Raw genomic sequence first — 20,854 nt, forward strand, 5'->3', positions numbered from 1 at the left:
CGAGATTCGTGATCGCGGACGAGACAGCCGGTCCGGTTCACGTACCAGGCGACGAGGCCGGCCTGTCAGTGCCCAGACGCACGTAGCGTCACGCGCGCGGTGGGGCCCGTAGCGCTCGGTCAGTACCTCCACCAGCCACAGGCCGTGGCCGCCCTCGGTGGCGGCGGCGTACTCGGGGTCGGCCGGTGCACGCCACCTGCCGGTGTCGCGGACCTCGATCCCAGCACGCGTCGCGACCAACGTACTGGTCGCGACGCGCGCTGCATGGCGAGCGCAGGGTTTCAGGTGGTGGTGCGGTCGTCTCGGCGTGCGGCGAGCGCGGCGTCGGCGCTGGGGTGGACGGGCAGGAAGGTGTCCATCCCGGTGACGCTGAGCAGGCGGCCCAGCCGGTCGGGGATGGCTGCCAGGGTCAGGGAGCCGTCGGCGTCCTTGGCGCAGCGCCAGATGCCGACGAGGGCGCCCAGGCCGGAGGAGTCGCAGAACGTGACGCCCGCCAGGTCGGCGACCAGGTCGGGGTGGCCGTTCGCGATGAGGTCCAGGGCGCGGGCCCGCACGGCGGGGGCGGAGGCGATGTCGAATTCACCGGAGAGTGCGATGACGGCCCGGGTGCCGTCGGTGTGCGGGACGTCGATGTGGAGTGCGTCGGTCATGGGCGTCGGTTCTCCTGCCCGACGGAGGCGCCGGCGGTCGGGGCGGCGGCGCTGTGAGCGGTGGTGGTGATGCCCGCGGGGGCGGCATCGGGGGTGGGGACGGACAGGGCCAGCAGTGCCACGTCGTCGCGTTCGGTGTCGGGGAGGGTGTCCAGGAGTGCGACGGTGTCGTCGATCAGGCAGCCTGCCCTGACCGGCACCTGGCGCTGGGCCAGGAAGTCCGTCAGTCCGGTGTCGGCGAGCATGTCGCCTTCGGCGGTGCGGGCCTCGGTCAGCCCGTCGGTGTACAGCAGCAGTCCCTGGCCGGGTGCCAGGTGCAGGGTGCGTGAGGCGAAGGCGGCTTCGGCGAACGCGCCGACCAGCATGCCGCCCTTGGCGCGGACCGCCTCCACCCGCATGCCGCCGTCGTCGGTGGGGCTGAGGTGGTAGGCGGGCGGGTGGCCGCCGGTGGCCAGCGTGACCGTGAAACCGCCGTCCCGGACGGGATCGAGCAGGCCGAAGATGGCGGTGCAGAAGCGGGTGCCGACCGCCGCGTCCAGCAGCAGCGCGGCGTTCAGGGCCTTGAGCGCGGCCGTGGGTTCGGCGTCGACGAGGGCTGCGGCCCGCAGCGTGTAGCGGGTCAGTGAGGTGACCGAGGCGGCTTCGGCGCCCTTGCCGCACACATCGCCCAGGAAGAACGCCCACCGGCCGGCGCCGACGGGGAAGACGTCGTAGAAGTCGCCGCCCACTTCCTGGGGGGAGGCGGTCTTGTAGTGGCAGGCCAGCTCCAGCCCCGGTACCGCGGGCAGCACGGGAGGCACCAGGGTGCGTTGCAGGGTGGAGGCGAACGCGGCGATGGCCGCCTTGTCCCGCTCCGCGCGCTGCCGGGCCTCTTCCTCCGCCTGGCGCTTCTCCTGCTCGGCGCGTACGACGTGCAACGCCGACAGCCGCAGTTCGAGCTGGTCACGCACCACCGCCGCCAGGTCCGCCAGCGTGGCCGAATCCGCCTCGTTGATCTCGCGGGGGCGGGTGTCGAGGATGTTGACCGTGCCCAGCCGGTACCCGTCGGCGGTGATGATCGGAGCGGCGGCGTAGAACCGCACCCCCATCGGGCCGGCGACCAGCGGATTGGAGCAGGCGACCGGATCGAGCAGGGTGTCGGGGATGACGGTGGTGTCATCGGTCAGCACCGCCGAGGCGCACAGGCCCGGGTCGCGGCCGATCTCGGTGACGCCTTCCAGCCCGTGCGTGGCCTTGAACCAGATCCGGTCCTCGTCCACGATCGTCACCGTCGCCACCGGCACCTCGAACAAGCGAGCGGCCAGGGCTGCGACTCGGTCGTAGGCACCGTCCGGAGGGGTGTCGAGAATGTCGTAACGGCGCACCGCCGCCAACCGTGCCGCCTCGACCGCGTCCAGAGGCTTGCTCGGTGCTATCGCAGGCGGACTCGCTTGCTCCGGCATGTTCCTCGTCTCGCTCATCCCCCCAGGAAGGCACCGACCGGACAGCCAGCGCTCTGGAACTCTACCGAACGCTGGCCGATACACCCGATCCGGCGCCGGGCCTCATGGAACGGCCGCCACAGCCTCGTCCCGCCGTGCGCGCGATGGTGAGCAGAACGCGCGCGACGGTCCGGCCGGCGAAGGTGCCGCCGGGACCGTCACGCGTGTGTGGTCGCGAAGGCCGCTCACGCGGTGAAAGCCTCCACGAGGCTTCAGCCGGACGATCGTCCTCACGGGCAACAGGAGACGGCGGCGGTTCAGCCGCTGAAGGCGTCGCTGAGGGATTCCCGGCAGTCGATGACCGCGTCGACGCCGACGATGCTCATGGTGCGCCTCACGTTCTCGGCCGGTGCGGCCAGGCGCAGCCACCCGCCGGCCTCGCTGAGGGCGCGGTGGGCGGCGATGAGGATGTTGATGCCGCTGGAGTCCATGAAGGTGACCTTCCCCATGTCGGCCACGACCCGGGGACCGGACTCGCCCTGGGCGTCCAGGGCCCGGCAGAGAGTGTCTGCGGTGTGGTGGTCGATCTCCCCGGCCAGGGCCACCACGCGGATGCCGTCGGTCACGGTGACCGCGGCCGACAGCCGGCCCGACTGTGCAGCGTGACCGGTGTCCGCCGTACGGTTCTCACCCATGTGAAGATACTGGCACATCAGGACCTCCGCCCGGAATGATGCCCCGCATGCCCCGGGTGATGCCCCGCTGTCGGCAGAGCCGGACGAGGGACATGGGGCGTTGCCCGCCTTTGCGGGGGTACGCGCAGGGTGTGGACGGGGGCGTGAAGGCGGTTGCGATGGGATCGGTGCGCGCGGGCGAGGACGGCGCCGTGCCGTACGGGCGCCCTCTGCGGGTGGCCTTGGACGGGGACGGCACCATGATTGCCAAGGCCCGTCAGCTGGCCGCCGGCTTCCTTGCCCGGATGCAGGCCGACCACGGCCTGCACGTCTCACAGCGCGCCCTGGACCTGACCCAGTTGGTGGTCAGCGAGCTGGTCACCAACGCCCGCAAGTACGCGCCGGGCCCGACCCTGCTGGACCTGCGGATCACGGGCGCGACGGTCGAGGTGGCGGTGTGGGACTCCGACCCGGTCCTGCCCGTCGCCCGGGCCGCGGACGCCGGCCGCGTCGGCCAGCACGGTCTGGAGATCGTCATGGCCGTCGCCCAGAGCCTGGAAGTCCATCGCGAGCCGGTCGGCAAACGCATCACCGCCCGCATCGCCCTCGCCGACGATCCCGGCGCCCTCACCGGACGTCCTCCCCAGTAGACGTTCGGCCGGTCCTCGTCCCGCGTGCCGCCGGTCGGACGTGTGGGGCAGCCGCCTCACTCATGCCCGTCCGCGAGCCGCTGCCGGCCGGGACCGCCGGTTCGAGCGTCACAGGCCCGTCACCGGCTCGGTGAGGGGCCTTCGTCGTCGGACGGAACCTGGGTCCGGGTGCTGAAGGTGACCGGGATCTGGTGGGCGCGGGCGGATGCGGCCCGGCCGCAAGCAGTGGCGGCACTCCCGCGATCCGGCTGTGGCCACCGGGCGGGCCGGGGCACAGCTTGTGCCCCGGCCGGAATGGTCAGGAGGTGGCGGGGACTGCGGCATCGAGGCCGCGGGTCACGACGCGCCGTGCACTGCCGTCGGCCAGACGGTAGGACAGGCCCACCACGGCCGCCTGGCCGGCGGCCACTCGATCGGCCAGCACGCGGGAGCGTTCCAGCAGCAGGTCGACGGTGCGCTCGATGTGCTCGTCGAGGATCTCTTCGGGCTGATGGTGTCCGGCGGCGTGAGCCGCGAGCACGCTGGGGGTCACCCGCTCGACAATGTCCCGGACGAAGCCTGCGGGCACCTGGCCGCCGTCGGCGGCGGCGCAGGCAGCCGCAATGGCCCCGCACGAGTCATGGCCCAGAACCACGACCAGCGGGCAGTCCAGCACGCTCACGCCGTATTCGATGCTGCCCAGCGCCTCCGCGCCGGCGACGTGCCCAGCGGTGCGCACCACGAACAGGTCTCCCAGCCCCTGGTCGAAGATGATCTCGGCGGCCAGCCGGGAGTCGGAGCAGCCGAACAGCACGGCGAAGGGCTGCTGGGCGGGTGCGATCAGGGCGCGGCGGGTGGCGTCCTGGTTCGGGTGATCAGGGGAGCCTTTGACGAAGCGCTCGTTGCCCGCCATGAGCAGCTCGAAGGCTTCGCGGGGCGTCGGAGTCCGGGTCTGAGTCATGGCCCGCAGCTTACGATCCGGCACCGGCCGCCGCTGCCGCGGGCCTCCCCGGAGTGTCCGGGGCGTCGATGTCGCCCGTGATGCCTCCGGCCGGTGGCGCCGTCCCGTGCGCTGCCATCGCCCCAGGTCCGGCGTCTCCCCCACCGGCGTTCCCCGCCTGGCGGCGCCGCCCCACTGACGGCGACGCGGCGCGGAAGCCTCCGGCCGGCGCACAACCGGCGAACGGCGCCCCGGCCGCGGCCGGGACCGGCCGTCCCGCCCGCCTCCTCCCTTTCCGCTCCGGGCCAGGGGCATGGGACAGGGTGCCTGGAGCGGAAGGGGACAGGGGCGTCCACGGCGGGATGCCGCGGGTCAGGAAGAGGATGACGCTTCGCTGATCAGCGGATGTCGTTGCCGGGGTGCTCGCTGTCGTAGGTCTCACGGGCGCGGGCGATGTGAGCCCGGTGTTCGGTCGACCAGTCGGCGAGTGCCTTGACGAGGTGTGTCAGGCTCGCGCCCGTCTCGGTGAGCCGGTAGTCGACCTGGGCCGGCACGGTCGGATACACGGTCCGAAGGACCAGGCCGTCTCGCTCCAGCCGGCGCACCGTAAGGGTCAGCATGCGCTGGGAGATCCCGTCGATGGCGCGCTGGAGTTCCCGGAAGCGCCGCGGGCCGCTGGCGAGTTCGACGATGACGAGGACCGACCACTTGTCACCGACCCGGTCGAGGACGTCGCGGATCCCGCAGTCGGGGTGGTGCCGCTGTCCGCAGGGTTCGAGTTCGGCGGGTTCAGCGGTTACCTCGGTGTGCGTCACTGACACGAAACTGCCTCCTTGTGGGTCGATCCGGGCCGGTCGAAGATCTGACCGTAGTTACCGAAGAGAACCACGGTAGGAGACAGAACCACAATGATCATGGTGACCGGTGCGAACGGACAGCTCGGCTCCCTCACGCTCCAGGAGCTGGCTGAGCGCCACGTGCCCGCCCTGGGGGGCACTCGATCGCCCGCAGAAGGGCAGCGGCGACTCGACTTCGACGACCCCGCGAGCCTCGACCTCACCGGCGTCTCCACGCTGGTCCTCGTCTCGGCGGGGTACGCCGAGGACGACCAGGTGATCACCCGGCACCAGGCAGTTCTGGACGCCGCGGTGCGCGACGGCGTGAGCCACGTGGTGTACACCAGCCTGGCTGGTGACGGTGACCACCTTGGCTTCGCTCTCGCCCATCGGGCCACCGAGCAGCTGATCAAGGGCAGTGGCATGGGGTGGACGGTCCTGCGCAACGGGCTTTACGCCGAGCTCTTCGGGGCGCTTCTGACCTGGACCGCTGACGGCGTGGAATCGGCTTTCGGCGACGGAGCACTCGCCGCTGTGGCGCGGGCGGACCTGGCCGCGGCCGCAGCCGTCGTGGCCGGCGATCCGGCCGCGCACGCCGGCACGACGTATGACCTGGTCGGCGAACCGATCACCGCCGTCGACATCGCCGCGTCCCTCGGAGTCGCCCACCGGACCATCGGGCTCAGCGAGTACCGGGCACGACTCCTCGCCGACGACACGCTACTCCCCTTCCAGCCGCCGATGCTCGCCTCGATCGCGACCAGCGTCCGCCACGGGTTCCTCGGGACCACCAGCCCTGACCTCGCCCAACTGCTCGGCCGACCGCTCACCGACCCGCTCACCGTCGCCAGGGACACCGCGGCCGCGATGCGCCCCGACGCCGGCTGACACGGATGGTTCACCGCATACGGCGAAGTTCCCGAGCCCTCCGTTCGGTTCCCGGCCGGCCCCTTGTACGTCCCACTCCGGCCGGGTCCTTCATCCCCGACGGCGGAGGCCGGCGCGTCCACGGCCGTGCCGTCTGCCCCGGCCGCCGCCGCGCCACCGGTTTCGACTACATCCACTCGGCCGTCGACGACCACATCCGGCTCGCCTTCAGCGAAATCCACGGTGACGAGAAGGCACCACCTGCGCAGCCTTCCTGACCCGGGCCGCAACCTTCTTCGCCACCTGCGGCATCGACCGCATCGAACGCGCCTGACGGACAACGCCGGCCCTACCGCGAGAGCTTCGCCTGACGGCAGACCCTGGCCGGCCTCGGCGCGACCGGCAAGTTCACCCGTGCCCACCGGCCGCAGACCAACGGCAAGCGAACGCCGGGCACTTCTCACGCCACCTTGATGACGACCTTGCCCGAGGTGTGACCGTTCTCGACGGTGGCGAGGGCGGCCGGGGCGTCGGAGAGCGGATGGACCGCGGTGATCACGGGGGCGAGGAGTCCGTCGAGGGCCAGCCGGGCCGACCGCTCCAGGTTCTCGCGGTCGACGCGACGCTCGACGAAACGCCCACCGAGATCGGGCACCGACATGTCACCCACAGCGATGACGTTGCGGGGATCCTGGGCCAGTGGAGCGACCGTCCGCAGCGAGGTGCCTCCGGCCAGGTCGACGATCCCGTCGAAGCCGTCCGGAACCAGCTCGCGTGCCGCGGCGGCGACGTCCTCGGCGGTGTAGTCGATGAACCGCACCCCGATGGCCTCGGCGTGCTCGCGTTTGGCGGTACTCCCGGTGCCGATCACCCGCAGCTCGCGCCCGACGGCCAGTCGCGCGACGGCGAGGCCGACCCCGCCCCCGACACCGTTGACCAGGACGGTGGCACCGGCCGGGAGGCTGAGCTGGTCGAGCACGTCCACCGCGGTCGTCCCGACCACCGGCAGCGTTGCCGCCACGGTCGCGGACAGACCCTCCGGGATGCGCGCGGTGTTCGGCGCAGACAGCACCGTCGTCTCGGCGTAGGTGCCGCCGCCGGTGAGTGCGAAGCCGAAGACCGCGTCACCCACCTCGAGCTCGTTGACGTCCTCGCCCCGGGCGAGAACGGTTCCTGCTGCCTCCATGCCCAGCACGCGGGGAAACGGACGCCCGCCGTCGAGCCCGTCGACCAGGCCCGAGCGCAGAAGGTGGTCGAGGGGATTCACGCCGGCGGCGTCGACCTGGATCAGTACCTCGCCGCGAGCGGGGACAGGGTCGGGACGGTCGAAGAACTCCTGCACCTCGGGCCCGCCGTACCTGCCGAAACCCCACGCCTGTCCCATCTTGGGCCGCCTCTCGTATGAACGACCCGGTGATTCCGGGCGTTGTCGCCATCCTCACCTCTGACATTGATGTGAGGGGCAACCGGCTGAGAGGCAGATCACAGCATCAGGTCGACCGCGCCACCGGTTCCGGGGCCGTGGACAGCTCCGCCCGGTGTCGGCTGTTGGCCCTGATCAGCACGTCGAGTGCATTCCGGGTCTCGATCAGGTGCGCGATGTCGGCGTCGATCCGGTCGCGCTCCCGCATCATCGCCGTGAACGTCTCCTCGGCGACGCCCAGGTCACCCGGGATGTCCACACACGGCAGCACAGTCGCGATCACCCTGCTGGACATACCCGCGTCGAACAGCTGTTGGATGAGTGTCACGCGCTGGACCGCAGCATCGGAATAGTGACGCTGCCCCGCGTCGGAGCGTGAGCTGGTGAGCAGTCCCTGCTCTTCGTAGTACCGCAGTGAGCGCGGACTCACGCCCGTGCGCTCGGACAACTCCCCTATTCGCATCCCTGAGAGCCTACGCCCCGCGTGCTCCAGGGTTCAGGCCGCCGGCGCGTCATGGAGGCTCGCGAACACCCCCACGGCCGCATGGTTGTCGCCCGGTCCCCCGGCTGAGCACGTTCGCCGGTACACGCCTGAGCGCCTTCCCCGGTACGCCGACGCCGCAATCATTCCCCCCACTCGGCATCCGATCAACCACGTGTGTCGTGCAGAGGCCTGCGAGGTCGCCGGAATTCTCTCGCCTCCCTGTAAAGAATCCGGTGCTCCCGGGACTGTGGGGTGGATGTACGGCTGCTGCCTCACCGTGGGGCGTTGACAAGCCGCAGACTGAAGGAGGTCCGGTGGATGTGACGGGCGTCGAGGCGGGGTTGTTCCTGGTGCTGCTCTTCGCGCCGGCACTGAGCTGCGTGCTGAAGAGCATCGCGTTCCGCAACCGCGCGGCGGGGAAGGCCTCACTGATGCGCGCCAGGGCCGCGTCGGGTGACCGGAAGGACCGTGGACACGGTCCGGGGAAGCGGGGTGGGTGTGGCTGAGTACGAGGACAGAGAGCCAGGGCACGCCGAGGCGCTGGGCGCGCTGGTCGTCGAGCGTTATGCGCAGATGGTGGGCTATGCCCGCAAGCGGCTGCGTCTGTGCGGGGTCCCGCTGTCTTCGGCAGACCCGGAGGACCTCGTGCAGAACGTGCTCATGTCCGTCCTGGCGCACACCGCGCCGATCGAGAATCTCCGCCCGTACGTCTTCACTGCCATCAGGAACGAGGTTCGGCGTGCGGCACTGCGCTGCCACGGTGGTCAGGCGTACGCGTCCCTGGACGCGGACATCCGGCTGGAGACTGCCGGAACCGTCGACCCGTGCGACATGGCCGACCTGCGGCTGGAAGTCAAGTCCGCGCTGAGCTCCCTGCCGCCGAAGCAGCGCGAGTCGGTGTGGTGCAACAAAGGGCTGGGACTGACCCAAGCGGAAACGGCTGAGGTGATGGGGGCAGCACCGGGGACCGTCGCCACCCACGTCTCCCGAGCGGTCGTCGCGCTGAGGGGCACGCTCGGGGCTGTTCTGGCGGTGGTGCTGTCCCTCTTCGCCGCGGCGTGGGTCCGCACCGGCACATTCCCCGTTCTCCCTGCCGCAGGTGGTGATCTCACGGAGCGACTTGAAGACTGGGTGGCTCTCTGGGGGTGGCCGGGACTTGTGGTCGCGGCCATGACCGGTGCGTTCGTGGCGTTCATCGTCTCCAGGGCGATGTACACCCGGTATCTCGGCGTGCGGGCACGCCTGCGCAGCAGACGGGCCGGGGAGTCGCATGACGAAGAGTGGATCGTGCGTCCTGTGGCTGGCACGACCGCTGAAAACAAGGCCTATCGCTGTCCGGGGTGCGACCACGTGATTACCTCTGGCACTCCGCACGTAGTCGCATGGCCCGCTAGCAGCGGTGCGGACCACCGACGGCACTGGCACAGGTCGTGCTGGAATGCGCGCAAGCGTCGCACCGCACGGCTGACAGCGTAACGACCTTGTACGGCACCAACTGATCATTGCGATATGCGTTCCGTTCAGGGCCTTGGCAGTTTGGCTGGTGGGCTGGTGGGCGGCACAGTTCCGCAGGTTCCAGTGATCTTGTGCCTGTGATCTGTGGACATGTGTCCGCTCCGCTGCTCCTCCTCGCCCACCGCAAGGTCGGCGGCGTCCGGGCCGACTGCCTGGGCATGTGGACTGGCGGAGCGAGTCGCCCGGTTGGCCTTCACATCTCCGAAGAAGGCTTTGACGGGGCTTGATACCCGGTCCGTGGTGCACGAACGGGCTTCACCGCTCACTACCCGACTTGCCCGGTGGCTCTTGGGGTCCGGGCGGGTGACTCATGTGCCGGGGTGACGGTGTGGGCGAGTTGGACGCGTGAGTGCAGGCCGAGTTTCCGGTAGACGCGGGTCAGGGTCGCTTCGACCGTTTTGACGCTGATGGTGAGAGCGGTGGCGATGTCGCGGTTGCTTGCTCCGGCGGCGGCGAGTTCGGCGCAGCGTTGCTCGGCGGAGGTGAGGCGGGGGCGGCTGTTGGTTCCTGCCGGGACGGCCTCGAGTCGGCCAAGGGTGTGTGCGGCGGTTTCGGCCCAGGGATGTGCTTGGTGGGCGGTGAAGAGGTCGACGGCGTTCTGCGCGGCGGTGCGGGCGCTGGCGCGTCGGCGTCCGCGTCGTTCGGTGTTGCTGAGTGCCAGCAGGGTCCTGCCGCGCTCCAGGGGAAGGTGGCGGAGGCGGTCGGCTGCGTCGGTGAGGCGCTGGGCGGCGGTGTCGTAGTCGCCGCAGGCAGCGTCCAGAAGCGCTTGGACGCGTTCGAGCGGAGGGAGCGCCGTGTCCCTGCCGAGGTCGGTCGCGGTGCGGCGGGTGTCGTCCAGCAGATCCTGTACCTGGTCGAGGCGGCCGAGGGCGACGAGGGCTTCGGCGAGTTCCGGGTGCCAGCGCAGGACGGACGGGTCGCGGACCTGCTGGAGCCCTTCCAGGGCGCGGACCTCCTCCAGGGCTTCCAGCGCTTCCTTGGGGTGGCCGGCGGCCAGGAGGAGGTGGCCGAGGGCGAAGAGGTGCGGGAGAGGAAGACCTTGTTGCCCTCCTGCCGGGCGGTTTCGACTCCGCGGCGGGCGTGGGCCAGGGCGTGGTCGGTGCGCCGGGCGTTGCCCTCGACGAGGGCGGAGGTGTAACACGCCGGCGCGGGTGGCAGGCCCGTCCGGACCCCCTCGGGTGGTCCGGCCACAGCAGCCACCGCGTACACGCGGACTGACTCCTTGGCTGGGCTCCATCAGCTCGCGTTACTGCTGGGATGGCAGCAACTGCCATGTCGGACCGCTACGTTGTGCCGGCATGACGTCTGCTGCGCCCGAACCCCCATCCTGCACCCCGCCGCCGCCGTGGCAGCACTGCGGCCACGGCGCCACAGCGGCAGATCCGGTCGGCTGCCGCGGCATCCACGTCGGTTCCCACACCGCCTGCCTGGCGCACCTGAACGAGGCCGACCGCGCCGCCTACCTCGCGGCGCTGTCGCCCGGCTCCGATCTGGACCACCGTGCCACTCCGTTCACCTCTGAACTGCTGGTCCAGTTACTCGGCGCCCTACGCGACCCCAGCACCGGCCGGCCTCATATCGGTGATGCCCGGTTCAGTGAGGCGTCCTTCTCGAGGGGGGCCGACTTCGCCGAGGCTTCCTTCTCCGGCGATGTCCAGTTCGACAAGGCGGCCTTTTCCGGCGACACCACCTTCCAGGATGCCTCTTTCTCAGGTGACGCTGTATTCATCCGGGCGTCCTTCTCCGGCGCCGCCGGGTTCGAGGAGGCGTCCTTCTGCGGCGATGCCTGGTTCGCTGGGGCATCCTTCTCCGGCGACGCCTGTTTCGGTGGGGCGTCCTTCTCCCGCAAGGCCCGGTTCGACCAGGCGTCCTTCTCCGGCGACGCACAGTTCAGTGCAGTGTCCTTCTCAGGCGACGCCGACTTCGCCAAGGCGGCCTTTTCCGGCGACGCACGGTTCAATGACGTGTCCTTCTCAGGCGACGCCGACTTCGCCAGGGCGGCTTTCTCCAGGGACGCGGGATTCGGCCAGGCGGCCTTCTCCGGGGAGGCCCGTTTCTACGAGGCGTCCTTCACCGGCGAGGCCTGGTTCGGCGGGGCTTCCTTCTCCGGCGATGCCGCCGGATTCAGCCAGGCGACGTTCTCCGGCGACGCATGGTTCCGCGAGGCGTCCTTCTCCGGCCACGCCCTTTTCATCCAGGCTTCCTTCTGCGGTGACGCCGCATTCGGGGACGTCTCCTTCTCCGGCCAGATCTGGTTCGAGGGGGCGACCTTCGCCGGCGGTGCCCGGTTCGAGAAGACGCGCTTCGAAGCGGCGTCGCACCTTGGGCCGCTGGTGTGCGCTGCACAGGTCGTGCTGGACGCTGCGGTGTTCCAGCAGCCGGTGACGCTGGAGATCGCCGCCCGGCAGGTGAGCTGTGCGCGCACCCAGTGGGCATCGACCGCTACAGTGCACCTGCGCTACGCCGGCCTGGATCTGAAAGACGCGATCCTCGAGTACCCGGTGCTGGTCGCAGCCCGCCCCACCCCTTTCCCCCAGACCCGCTCGGCTGACTCGTTGCCGGAAACAGAGTTGTCCGGACTGGAGCCGGGCGTGCGACTGGAGTCGCTGGGCGGGGTGGATGCCGCGCACCTGGCTCTGCACGATGTCGACCTGAGCGGGTGCCGGTTCGCCGGCGCCATTCACCTCGATCAGCTGAAGGTTGACGGTTGGTGCACCTTCGCCACCGCCCCCACCGGGTGGAGCTGGCGCTTCCCTTGGCGGTGGAGCAGGCGCAGCACGCTGGCCGAGGAGCACCACTGGCGGGTACGCGCCGCTCGGCTCCCCGAACGGGCCGCCGCCCTGGGCTGGTCCGCCCCGCCGCAGGACGCTCCCGCCTTGAGGCCGGCAGCGGTGGCGGCGCTGTACCGGCAACTGCGCAAGTCGCTGGAGGACGGCAAGAATGAGCCGGACGCCGCCGACTTCTACTACAGCGAGTGCGAGATGCGCCGCCACGACACCACCCGCCCTCGGGGTGAGCGTGTACTGCTGACCGCCTACTGGGCGCTGTCGGGTTATGGGCTGCGCGCCATCCGCGCACTGGCCTGGCTGGGGGCGGCCATGGCCGTAACTGTCGCGATGATGATGCTGTGGGGCCTGCCTGCCGACGATGCGAAGCCCACCATCACGGGCCGACAGGTCGCCGTCGGGCAGGAGGTCGTCCTCACCACCGCCACCCCCGACCCGGTCAACCCCACCGGTCCACTGACCGAACGCCTCACCACCGAACGGTTCGAGAAGGCACTGCGGGTGGTGATCAACTCGGTGATCTTCCGGTCCTCCGGCCAGGATCTCACCACCACCGGAACCTACACCGAGATGACCTCCCGGCTGGCCGAACCCGTCCTCCTCGGCCTCGCCGTCCTCGCCGTCCGCGGCCGCGTCAAACGCTGACCACCACCCACACGGCAGCGGGGAACACGCTACGGCCTGCGGGCAGTGCACCTGGCGGGAGCAGATGGAGTCGGTGGCGTACGGGCTGTGGCCACACGCCCCGACCGGATCAGCCGGCGAGGCAAACCGGTACGCCCGCGAGAACGGCATCACTCACCGTCCCTGACGGAGCATTGGCGCCGGCTGCGGTCTCACGACTTCGTGGAACAGTTGGACTGGGCGGGGGCTGGAAGTGCAGACGGTTCCGCGATCCTGTCCCCCGCGGGAGGCTGTCAGTCCCCGTCCCTATGATCACGGCATGTCTGACGCCTTCACCGTCTTGTGGACCCACGACACCTGCCGTGCCCTGCGCAAGGCGGGCCGCGTGGGCGAGCGGCCGCCGGTCGCCTTCAGCGGCGCACACTCCTCCCTGCCCGCGTGGACCGGAGCTCGCCCCGGGGACGAGGTGTACGCGCTGCACGTCAACCGGCGCGAGGTGTACGTGGTGAGTCGGCTGCGAGTGATCGACATGGAGCGACGCGACTGCTGCGGCACGGCCCCCGCAACCTGGGAGGACCCTGCGCATCCCGGACACGGCGACTGGTCGATGCTGGGCGCAGATGGCTGCGGCGCCCAGGCGGTGCACGTGGACGCGACGCCCGTGCGCTTCGATCTGACCATCCCCGGTGACCTGCTCGCGAGCCTTACCTGGCGCAACCGCCGGGGTCAGACTCGCGGTCTGAAGTACGTGGTGGACGGCCGTCTCGAGAAAGCGGTCAGCCTTCAGGGGTTCTACCGTCTGACTCCTGAGGCCGCTGACCAGTTGGCGAAGGTCGTAGCGAGCGCCGCCCCTTGATGTCGACGGACCAGGAAGGATCGGTCAATGCGACCTTCGGCGGGTCATGTGCGCCGGTTCACTGCGCTCGGAGCCCACTTCGGTACCAGTTCGTCGCGAAGGCACTCGGCTGTGGCGACAAGACCACCACCCGGCTGGTCACCGAGGCCGGCGGAAGTCGGAGTCGATGCGCCCCTGGCGGCCACAATCGGTGACCACGGGAGGACGGGTAACTCATGCAACCGACGCTCTGAAAGGATCGGTGGGGATGATCTCTGCCTCGTCGAAGAGCTGTTCCAACGCCTCGTGCCCGTGACGCCTGCGGAACTCGATCTCGGCTGCCGTTACGGGCAGGGTCCACAGAAGGCGGGCGTGGCCCCCGGGAACGGGACAGTGTTCGAGGTCTGGTCCGTGGAGGTAGGGCAGGCTGATCAGCAGGTGGTCGCAGGTTGACCCCGGCACCCACGGTTCACCGATCGGCATGCTGTGTTGCAGGTCGAGCTGATGTCCTCCGCAGTGGTAGTAGGCGATCATCGCCATGAGGTCGATGAACCGCTGGTCGCGGACGTGGGCGGTCATGACGAACTCGAGGCCGTGACCGTCCTTCTCCATCGCGGCCCAGCACCCGGCGGTCACATAGGCCCAGCTGTCACTGCGGGGACCGGGCCCCACGAGGACAACGCGCAGATCGGGCAATACCTCTCGCCGTTCCGGCCCGAGGTCGTAGTCGACGACCTCCACCGAGTGCCCTTCGAAGAAGTGCCGGACATGCCGCTCAACGGCCTCCGCGGCCAGCACCCTCGCATCGCTCACCACGCGATCATCCCACCGCGACGGACCACCTCTGACGGCTCACTCAGCGCCATGGGGCGATGTCGCCCGCGATTACTTGACACTGCGGGGGCGCATACCGTGCCTATAGGCGCACTACCCACTTTTCGGTGTCGTCCCCGGGCGGCAACCGAAGTGCTCCAGCGGCGCGGTCCAGGAACTGCGGCCGGTGTCGAGCGCGCGGACGATGGAATACTGCCAGCCGGGATACGGGGATGCGCTGGTGGGGGCATCGGCATTGGGGCCGCAGCCAGCAGGTGATGTCGACGGCCAGGACCAGACGGCCATCAACGGCCCGCGGCGGGGGCACCCGGTCAGGGCCGGCGCAGCCGGTCCGTATCCACCTTGGCCGCGGGCCACTGCCGCATTGTTCTGAAGAGCTCGTGCGATGCTCAGCCGGTGGTTCGGGAGGTGGTCAGGGATCGGGCGTAGTCGGCGAGTGTGCGGAAGTCGTTGTCCCGTAGGCCGATCCTCGGGTTGACGTGGTGGAGGAGTCCGGGGCCTTGGTGGTGGGCGGTGACGTACGTCTGATTCAGCTCGCTCTGCTCGTCGTCCACCCAGGTGAAAGGGCGGCCGTCCGCGTAGTCCACCAGCGGTCCGGTCTTCCAGTGGACTCCGTCAGGGCGTTCTTGGAGCAGGGCGTCGCCGAAGTCCACGAAGGGGAGTTCTGGCAGGCCGAGGACCGGTGCGATCCACCGATTGGCGTCGTCCATCCATGTGGTGGCCCAGCACAGCTCGAAGCCGAGCTGAAGCAGGGTTCGTCCGTGTTCTGGGTTGAGCCAGACACGTAGGGGGCGTCGTCGGGACGAGAAGCCCGTGTCGTGCTCATGGGCGTCGTTCCGGGGGGGTCTGAGTGTGGTGTAGCCGTCGGGCCGCCTCTCCGGCTTGGCCGCGTAGGGGTTGAGTGGCCCGTCCACGTCGAGGAACAGCATTGGTCGGTTCACGGTTTCCCCCGGTCTTGCGCAGTGTGGGCTGCCCCGATCAGCGTAGCCGCGGGATGGTCTCGGCATCTCACCCTTCCGTGCGCGGCGGGGGATCCCTGCCGGCGCGTTTTCCGTTCCATGTGCTCGAAGCTGTCGTACCTCGAGGTCAGCCGGACGAGGGTGCGGGCCCCGTAGGGGCCTTGATCAGCAGAAGCGGGGCCAGTTGTCGAACCTGAATCAAGAGCGTTCCGATGCTCCCGCAGGACCCTGGAGCTCCGCCCGACCGGCGGCCAGGGGTCAGTGCGGCGAGGTGGGGCGGACTGCGAGGAGGGCGATGTCGTCGTCGCTGTCGGCGCCGAGGCCGATCAGGAGTTCGTCGCACAGGACGTCGAGGGGCTCGCGGGCCAGGGCGGCGGTGTGCCGGCTCAGGCGTTCCATGGCGTCGTCCAGCGATTCGTCGCGGCGCTCGATCAGGCCGTCGGTGTAGAGCAGAACCGTCGCGTTCGCCGGGACGGCGTCCTTCGCGCGGTGGCGGGGCATGTCCGGGTCCATGCCGAGCAGCAGGCCGGAGCCGTCCTCCAGGAAGCGGGTGCGGCCGTCCTCCGTCGTCAGCAGCGGCGGCAGGTGACCGGCCGAGGAGTGCACCAGTTCCCACGGGCCTTCCTCGCCGCCCTTCAGCAGCCCGTAGATGCAGGTCGCCGTGGCTTCCCGGTACAGCGTGTGGTTCGCCATGTCGAGGCGGCGCAGCACGGTTTCCGGGGGCTCCTGCCGGTCGACGGCGATACCGCGCAGCATGCTCCGCAGCTGGCTCATGGCGATGGCCGCGTCGAGGTTGTGCCCCGTCACGTCGCCGATGACCAGCGCCGTGTCGCCGCTCGGCAGGATGAAGCTGTCGTACCAGTCGCCCCCGACCTGCGCCGTGGTGGACGACGCGGCGTAGCGGGCCGCCAGCTCCAGGTGGCCGGCCTCCGGCAGTACGGGCAGCAGTGACCGCTGGAGCCGTTCGGCGATGTTGCGGGTCTCCTGGTGCAGGCGCGCGTTGTCGACGCCCAGGGCGAGTGCGCGGCCCAGGTCGTCGATGAGCGACAGGTCGCCTTCCGTGAACGGCCGCTCCCGGTCGGTACGGGCCACGGTCAGCGCGCCGATGATCTCCCGCCGGGCCCGCAGCGGTGCGACGATCGCGCTCGTTGTCTCCAGGCGGCCGAACAGCTCCCGGTACTGAGCGTCCAGGGGGCTCGCGGCCTCACCGGCCGGCGGGGGGCCGGCGAGCAGCAGCGGCCCGGCGCCGCTGAGCGCACGGGCGAGCGGGCCGCGCGCCGCGTCCGTCAGCGGCGGCAGCGAGCCCTCGAACTCCTCCATGCACAGCGCGCCCGGGTCGCGGTGGACCACGCACGCCCGGTCGAGCCGCGCGTCCTCGTCGACCAGGTCGACCGCGCACCAGTCGGCGAGCCGCTCGGTGAGGATCCGGCCGACCCGTTGCAGGCCGTCGTCGAGGTCCGGAGTGTTGCTCATCGCGGCGCCCGTCTCCGCCAGCAGCGACAGGCGCTCCAGAGCCGACAGAACCGCTTCGCCGTGCCGGCCGGGGGCCGTGGCCGGGTGTCCCGGGGCGACGGCCACCTGTTCCTGTGGTGCGGCGGCGGGACGTCTGCCCGGGCGGCGCGAGACGGGTCCGGGCGCTGCGGCGCGGGGGGACAGCTGCGCGACGAACACCGTACGGCCGTCCGCCGTCTCCTGCGTCTGGAGGAACAGCCGCACCGGTACGAGCCGCCCGTCGCGGTGCAGCGCGGGCAGCGGGACCGAGCGGCCCAGGATGCGGGGCTGCCCGCTGAGCAGCAGCGAGGTGAACGCCGCGATGTGCCGTGCCCGCAGGTGCTCGGGGATGAGCGTGGGCAGCGGCCGCCCGACGAGGTCGTCGGCGTGCCAGCCGAGCAGGTCGGCGGCGGGGCCGTTCGCGGCGATGATGCGGTTCTGCTCGTCTGCGGCGATCGTCGGGACCCTGCTGCTCTGGACGTGCCCGGCGTCCCACGGTGCCGGTTCCGCCGGGCCGGCGCCCGGATCGCGTGGCACGACCGTCCACGCGGTGGGGTGCGTGCCCGCGAGCTGCCCGACGATCTCGTCGAACAGCCATGTGTGGAAGACCCGGCTGCGGGGCAGCGCGGGCAGGGTGAGCAGCCGCTCGTCACGCGCGGCTGCCTCGGCGACGTCCAGGACGTTGCTCAGGGTCTCCACCGCGGGCGCCGCGTCGGCCGGCAGGGCCAGCGGCAGGGAGCGGATCTCCCCTTCCACGGGCTCGTCGCGCAGCGCGGCGGTCACGCACGCGCTGATCACATTGCTGATGTCGTGGGCCGTGGCCAGGTCCTTCGGCGGTACCAGGTGCTGCCCGGTGGCCGCGGCCAGTTCCAGTTCGCGCAGCATGACGTGCCGGTGCTGCTGCGCCGCGGAGTAAAGCGCTCCGGGTACGTCGACGAGCGTCACCGTCTCGGCGGCCTCGGCGGGCGGCTCCAGGGGTTCCCACGCGGTGGGGTGCGGGGCCGGGACGGGCCACAGCTCGAACCACACGGTCTTGGCCGTGTCGCCGGTTTCGACGCCGTGCCGGGACGCGAGCCGGTCGACGAGCGCCAGGCCCTGACCCGTACCGGCGTACGGGGGACAGTCCTGCGGCACCAGGAGCCGCGACGGCCGGTGGTCGCGCACCGTGACGCGGACCCTGCCGTCGGCCGCCCGGGCGGACACGTCGATGTCGGTGCGGGCGTGGAGCACGGCGTTGGTCACCAGTTCGCTGGTGAGCAGTTCGGCGGTGTCCAGCAGGTCCGCGGCGAGCTCCGGTGCGGCGTCGCCCAGAGCGGCCCGCACGAACCGGCGGGCCCGCGCGACGCTCTCCGGACCCGGAGGGAACCGCTGCGACGGTGCTTCCGGGGCAGTGGGGACGCCCATGCCCCCAGTCTGCCTCAGGGGTCCCTGCCTCGCGGCGCTCCCGCACCGCCCCGTGGCAGACGGGTGACGGCCGCGTCCACAACCGCTCTGGCCTGCGGATGGACCGGCATGCGTACCGCGCGAAAGCCGGGTGCGGGCGGAGGCTCTGGCACGGCAGTCACACGATCGGTGTCACGCAGAGTGATGGGAGGGTACGGGGTGTGCTGGATCATGTGCGTACGAGACGAGATGACGCATCGGCCGCACCGCGGGAGGAAGTCCGCCCCGACCGACGCGAGGAGCTGTCGGCAGCGGCGTGGCTGTCCGGCGGGACCAGCATTACCGCCCTCGCGGAGACTGCCCGCACCAGCCTCGACCGTCGGCGTCATACCCCCAGTACGCCTTGGACCGCAGCGCCAAGTCGGTGAGTACATCGTGCCGGAATTGCTCTAGGTTGGCTGACGTGAGTGGGCGGGGGCGGAGTTATCGATATGTCGGGCCGGCCGAGCTGAAGGCTGCGGTCCGGCCTGGTGACGGTGGGCGTCGGATCGACTCAGCGGCTGACTTCGACGACTGGATCACGGAGCAATCGGCAGTGGAGCTGACCGAACCGTTCACCTTCGTGGTCGGCACGGACGGTGTGCTTCGGCTGGCGCCGCGGCGAAGCGAGCACGTGGCCTGCGCCGGCGGGGACCCGGTTCTGAGTGCCGGCGAGATCAGTTTCGTCCGCGAGGCGGACCGGTGGGCCGTGAGCGAGGTCAGCAACCAGTCCACCGGGTACTGCCCGGACGTCACCTCCTGGGGGGAAATCGCTCGTGCTCTGGACGCTGTGGGACTCCGGCGTCCCTCCGGCTTCACCCACGAGGTCGTGTTCCGGCGGTGCCCCGACTGCCAGGAGCACAACATCGTGCGCGAGGCCGACTTCGTCTGCGTCTTCTGCGGCAGCGGTCTGCCCGCGGTCTGGAACGTGGACCCCAACGCTTGACGACCGAAGGTCGAAGCCAGCGGGCTGTCGCCGCGCGCCACGACAGGCACTCGGGTCCGTCACGAGGCGCGTCCTCATGCTGCCGGCAGCGAGTCATGCGCATAGCCGTCCGCAGGTGGCTGGTGGGGTGGTCTCGTCGCGCGGACCGGTCGCCCTCCCTCCGGCCGTACAACCATTTCCCGCGGCCACAAATCTGATCACGCGAGTCAACAGACTCTCAGATGTCCTGGACCTCGTCACCCTCCGGGTCTCGCGCCACGGAGGGTGACGAGGTCCCGCCCCATGCAGGAAGAAGATGCGTATGCGTGCCAAGCTCGGCGTCGTCACCGGCGCCCTGGCCCTGTCAGCTCTCGCCTTCCCGGCCGACCAGGCCACAGCGGTCGAGTCCTCGCAGCCCACCGTCTCCGACGTCGTGGTCAACGGCGGCAAGCCGATCGTGGCAGGCACGGGCAGCGTGACGTTCGAGGTGTCGCTGAACGCCAGCCACCCCACCGGCGTCAAGGCCGCCGAGCTCGACCTGTTCCGCGGCCTGGGCAGCTGGCTCCTCGTGGACGACACCAACGGTGTCTCCTGGTTGGATTGCACTCCCGTCTCGGCCACCACCTCGCACTGCGAGGGCACCATAACCGGCTACGTGGTGGGGAAGGACCACGCTACGGGGGACCACAACGTCAACGTCCTCTACTCCAACGGTCAGGCGGGCACCTGGGACGTGCGGGTCGGCGCGGTCGCCGGTGACGACAGCCGCCTGTGGAACGAGAACTTCGCGACCCACAAGGTCCTGCGTCAGTCCGTCCTGACGGTCAACGCCTCTCCGGAGCCGATCCGCAAGGGCAGGACGCTCACCGTCACGGGCAAGCTGACCCGCGCCGACTGGGCGAAGGACTCCTACGTGGCCCTCGCGAACCAGTACGTGAAGCTTCAGTACAAGAAGAAGGGCGCGACCAGCTGGACCACCCTCAAGACGATCAAGTCGGCCTCCACCGGCGTCCTGAAGACCACGACGACCGCGACGTACGACGGGTCCTACCGCTTCGTCTACGCGGGTGCCACGACCACCTCGTCCGTCACCTCCCGCGAGGACTTCGTCGACGTCCAGTAGACGACCCGCGCACGTTCGAAGTGCGGTGGAGCGGCGCCATGGTGCGGGCGACGACGATCGGAGCGGATCCAAGTCCTCCCCGTGGCACGTTCGATGACGCGATGCCGGCGCCGCGTACCGCATGAGCATTCACACGACGCCGGTCAGACAGACGACCGGCCGAAGTCACTGACGGCTCTTTCCGGCCTTCGTTGCGGCGTCGGTCCCCGGTGCGGGGCCGACGCTGTTGGTGGGGTTGGTAAGGAGACGTCGACATCGACAGCTCCCTGTGCTCGGGCGGGAGTACCTGGTCGACGGACTGGCAGGCCAGCGCGTAGGCGCCCTGCTCCCCCCGGCACGTGCCCGTACTTCCCCTCGCGCTGCCCGTCCTGACGGGCAGCGCGTCCTCATGAGTGAGCGGTCGTGCTCGGGCCCGC

Annotated in this window: 19 protein-coding genes and 5 pseudogenes; 12 read left to right on the top strand and 12 right to left on the bottom strand. The window is 70.4% G+C overall.

Going from position 1 to position 20,854, the window contains the following annotated elements:
• Positions 1 to 281: 281 nt before the first annotated feature.
• From SGLAU_RS00410 to SGLAU_RS00420, 3 genes are all read right to left on the bottom strand, one after another.
• Positions 282 to 650, bottom strand: a complete 369-nt coding sequence (locus SGLAU_RS00410; protein WP_043497308.1) for an STAS domain-containing protein — start codon at positions 648 to 650, stop codon at positions 282 to 284.
• Positions 647 to 2,014 (bottom strand): PP2C family protein-serine/threonine phosphatase, encoded by a 1,368-nt coding sequence (locus SGLAU_RS00415; protein ID WP_244315138.1) that lies wholly within the window; start codon positions 2,012 to 2,014, stop codon positions 647 to 649. Before SGLAU_RS00415 ends, SGLAU_RS00410 begins: the two co-directional genes overlap by 4 nt.
• A gap of 374 nt (positions 2,015 to 2,388) precedes the next feature.
• On the bottom strand, positions 2,389 to 2,766 hold the full coding sequence (locus SGLAU_RS00420) for an STAS domain-containing protein (protein ID WP_078957515.1): 378 nt from the start codon (positions 2,764 to 2,766) through the stop codon (positions 2,389 to 2,391).
• A gap of 158 nt (positions 2,767 to 2,924) precedes the next feature.
• Here SGLAU_RS00420 and SGLAU_RS00425 point away from each other — a divergent pair, with 158 nt between their 5' ends.
• Positions 2,925 to 3,395, top strand: a complete 471-nt coding sequence (locus SGLAU_RS00425; protein ID WP_043497311.1) for an ATP-binding protein — start codon at positions 2,925 to 2,927, stop codon at positions 3,393 to 3,395.
• 298 nt (positions 3,396 to 3,693) lie between these two features.
• Here the strand turns inward: SGLAU_RS00425 and SGLAU_RS00430 are convergent, their stop codons facing one another.
• Together SGLAU_RS00430 and SGLAU_RS00435 are read right to left on the bottom strand one after the other, a co-directional pair.
• A complete protein-coding gene (locus tag SGLAU_RS00430) occupies positions 3,694 to 4,335 on the bottom strand; it encodes a carbonic anhydrase (protein WP_043497313.1) in 642 nt (213 codons plus the stop codon).
• A gap of 377 nt (positions 4,336 to 4,712) precedes the next feature.
• Positions 4,713 to 5,135 (bottom strand): winged helix-turn-helix transcriptional regulator, encoded by a 423-nt coding sequence (locus SGLAU_RS00435; RefSeq protein ID WP_043497314.1) that lies wholly within the window; start codon positions 5,133 to 5,135, stop codon positions 4,713 to 4,715.
• An 87-nt stretch (positions 5,136 to 5,222) separates the two neighbouring features.
• On the opposite strand from SGLAU_RS00435, the gene SGLAU_RS00440 reads away from it, so the two are divergent.
• Positions 5,223 to 6,038: an NAD(P)H-binding protein gene (locus tag SGLAU_RS00440; protein ID WP_043497317.1), complete on the top strand. Its 816-nt coding sequence runs from the start codon at positions 5,223 to 5,225 to the stop codon at positions 6,036 to 6,038.
• Between the two features lie 92 nt (positions 6,039 to 6,130).
• Positions 6,131 to 6,460 (top strand): annotated as a pseudogene (locus SGLAU_RS36865) (IS481 family transposase); the annotation flags it as partial.
• 17 nt (positions 6,461 to 6,477) lie between these two features.
• Here the strand turns inward: SGLAU_RS36865 and SGLAU_RS00445 are convergent.
• A complete protein-coding gene (locus SGLAU_RS00445) occupies positions 6,478 to 7,401 on the bottom strand; it encodes an NADP-dependent oxidoreductase (RefSeq protein WP_099052745.1) in 924 nt (307 codons plus the stop codon).
• A 106-nt stretch (positions 7,402 to 7,507) separates the two neighbouring features.
• Positions 7,508 to 7,903 (bottom strand): MerR family transcriptional regulator, encoded by a 396-nt coding sequence (locus SGLAU_RS00450; RefSeq protein ID WP_043497321.1) that lies wholly within the window; start codon positions 7,901 to 7,903, stop codon positions 7,508 to 7,510.
• Positions 7,904 to 8,238: 335 nt separating this feature from the next.
• Between SGLAU_RS00450 and SGLAU_RS00455 the strand changes: the two genes are divergently transcribed.
• The 3 genes and pseudogenes from SGLAU_RS00455 to SGLAU_RS36060 all read left to right on the top strand — a co-directional run.
• Positions 8,239 to 8,430, top strand: coding sequence for a hypothetical protein (locus SGLAU_RS00455; protein ID WP_043497324.1), 192 nt, complete (start codon positions 8,239 to 8,241; stop codon positions 8,428 to 8,430).
• Positions 8,423 to 8,920, top strand: a pseudogene (locus SGLAU_RS33270) (RNA polymerase sigma factor); the annotation flags it as partial. The gene SGLAU_RS00455 and the pseudogene SGLAU_RS33270, both read left to right, overlap by 8 nt.
• Positions 8,921 to 9,199: 279 nt before the next feature.
• A pseudogene (locus SGLAU_RS36060) lies at positions 9,200 to 9,400 on the top strand (ATP/GTP-binding protein); the annotation flags it as partial.
• 304 nt (positions 9,401 to 9,704) lie between these two features.
• Here the strand turns inward: SGLAU_RS36060 and SGLAU_RS36065 are convergent.
• Positions 9,705 to 9,866 (bottom strand): LuxR C-terminal-related transcriptional regulator, encoded by a 162-nt coding sequence (locus SGLAU_RS36065; RefSeq protein ID WP_244315310.1) that lies wholly within the window; start codon positions 9,864 to 9,866, stop codon positions 9,705 to 9,707.
• Between SGLAU_RS36065 and SGLAU_RS36070 the strand changes: the two genes are divergently transcribed.
• From SGLAU_RS36070 to SGLAU_RS00480, 4 genes and pseudogenes are all read left to right on the top strand, one after another.
• Positions 9,789 to 10,577 (top strand): hypothetical protein, encoded by a 789-nt coding sequence (locus SGLAU_RS36070; RefSeq protein WP_244315373.1) that lies wholly within the window; start codon positions 9,789 to 9,791, stop codon positions 10,575 to 10,577. The genes SGLAU_RS36065 and SGLAU_RS36070 overlap by 78 nt on opposite strands.
• A 160-nt stretch (positions 10,578 to 10,737) precedes the next feature.
• Positions 10,738 to 12,870 carry a pentapeptide repeat-containing protein gene (locus SGLAU_RS00475; protein ID WP_052413530.1) on the top strand — a complete coding sequence of 711 codons (2,133 nt, stop codon included), beginning with the start codon at positions 10,738 to 10,740 and terminating at the stop codon, positions 12,868 to 12,870.
• Between the two features lie 61 nt (positions 12,871 to 12,931).
• A pseudogene (locus SGLAU_RS36075) lies at positions 12,932 to 13,036 on the top strand (DUF6417 family protein); the annotation flags it as partial.
• A 132-nt stretch (positions 13,037 to 13,168) separates the two neighbouring features.
• Positions 13,169 to 13,705 (top strand): hypothetical protein, encoded by a 537-nt coding sequence (locus SGLAU_RS00480; protein ID WP_043497326.1) that lies wholly within the window; start codon positions 13,169 to 13,171, stop codon positions 13,703 to 13,705.
• 213 nt (positions 13,706 to 13,918) lie between these two features.
• Here the strand turns inward: SGLAU_RS00480 and SGLAU_RS00485 are convergent, their stop codons facing one another.
• The 4 genes and pseudogenes from SGLAU_RS00485 to SGLAU_RS00495 all read right to left on the bottom strand — a co-directional run bounded on the left by SGLAU_RS00485 (position 13,919) and on the right by SGLAU_RS00495 (position 18,372).
• Positions 13,919 to 14,497: a suppressor of fused domain protein gene (locus tag SGLAU_RS00485; RefSeq protein ID WP_043497328.1), complete on the bottom strand. Its 579-nt coding sequence runs from the start codon at positions 14,495 to 14,497 to the stop codon at positions 13,919 to 13,921.
• Between the two features lie 127 nt (positions 14,498 to 14,624).
• Positions 14,625 to 14,881 (bottom strand): annotated as a pseudogene (locus tag SGLAU_RS36815) (transposase); the annotation flags it as partial.
• Positions 14,882 to 14,907: 26 nt separating this feature from the next.
• A complete protein-coding gene (locus SGLAU_RS00490; RefSeq protein WP_043497329.1) occupies positions 14,908 to 15,459 on the bottom strand; it encodes a hypothetical protein in 552 nt (183 codons plus the stop codon).
• 276 nt (positions 15,460 to 15,735) lie between these two features.
• Positions 15,736 to 18,372, bottom strand: a complete 2,637-nt coding sequence (locus SGLAU_RS00495) for a SpoIIE family protein phosphatase (protein WP_043497332.1) — start codon at positions 18,370 to 18,372, stop codon at positions 15,736 to 15,738.
• 442 nt (positions 18,373 to 18,814) lie between these two features.
• Here SGLAU_RS00495 and SGLAU_RS00505 point away from each other — a divergent pair, with 442 nt between their 5' ends.
• Both SGLAU_RS00505 and SGLAU_RS00510 read left to right on the top strand, forming a co-directional pair.
• Positions 18,815 to 19,336 carry a hypothetical protein gene (locus SGLAU_RS00505; RefSeq protein WP_043497337.1) on the top strand — a complete coding sequence of 174 codons (522 nt, stop codon included), beginning with the start codon at positions 18,815 to 18,817 and terminating at the stop codon, positions 19,334 to 19,336.
• A 301-nt stretch (positions 19,337 to 19,637) separates the two neighbouring features.
• Complete coding sequence (locus tag SGLAU_RS00510; RefSeq protein ID WP_052413531.1) at positions 19,638 to 20,438, top strand: hypothetical protein; 801 nt, start codon at positions 19,638 to 19,640, stop codon at positions 20,436 to 20,438.
• The last annotated feature ends 416 nt before the right edge of the window (positions 20,439 to 20,854 follow it).

The organism is Streptomyces glaucescens, from assembly GCF_000761215.1.
Taxonomy (GTDB): domain Bacteria; phylum Actinomycetota; class Actinomycetes; order Streptomycetales; family Streptomycetaceae; genus Streptomyces; species Streptomyces glaucescens_B.

Excerpts from the sequence above, each read along its gene's own strand:
- SGLAU_RS00410 (WP_043497308.1), bottom strand. The coding sequence starts at position 650 with ATGACCGACGCACTCCACATCGACGTCCCGCACACCGACGGCACCCGG.
- SGLAU_RS00420 (WP_078957515.1), bottom strand. The coding sequence starts at position 2,766 with ATGGGTGAGAACCGTACGGCGGACACCGGTCACGCTGCACAGTCGGGC.
- SGLAU_RS00425 (WP_043497311.1), top strand. The coding sequence starts at position 2,925 with ATGGGATCGGTGCGCGCGGGCGAGGACGGCGCCGTGCCGTACGGGCGC.
- SGLAU_RS00430 (WP_043497313.1), bottom strand. The coding sequence starts at position 4,335 with ATGACTCAGACCCGGACTCCGACGCCCCGCGAAGCCTTCGAGCTGCTC.
- SGLAU_RS00440 (WP_043497317.1), top strand. The coding sequence starts at position 5,223 with ATGATCATGGTGACCGGTGCGAACGGACAGCTCGGCTCCCTCACGCTC.
- SGLAU_RS00445 (WP_099052745.1), bottom strand. The coding sequence starts at position 7,401 with ATGGGACAGGCGTGGGGTTTCGGCAGGTACGGCGGGCCCGAGGTGCAG.
- SGLAU_RS00450 (WP_043497321.1), bottom strand. The coding sequence starts at position 7,903 with ATGCGAATAGGGGAGTTGTCCGAGCGCACGGGCGTGAGTCCGCGCTCA.
- SGLAU_RS00475 (WP_052413530.1), top strand. The coding sequence starts at position 10,738 with ATGACGTCTGCTGCGCCCGAACCCCCATCCTGCACCCCGCCGCCGCCG.
- SGLAU_RS00480 (WP_043497326.1), top strand. The coding sequence starts at position 13,169 with ATGTCTGACGCCTTCACCGTCTTGTGGACCCACGACACCTGCCGTGCC.
- SGLAU_RS00495 (WP_043497332.1), bottom strand. The coding sequence starts at position 18,372 with ATGGGCGTCCCCACTGCCCCGGAAGCACCGTCGCAGCGGTTCCCTCCG.
- SGLAU_RS00510 (WP_052413531.1), top strand. The coding sequence starts at position 19,638 with ATGCGTGCCAAGCTCGGCGTCGTCACCGGCGCCCTGGCCCTGTCAGCT.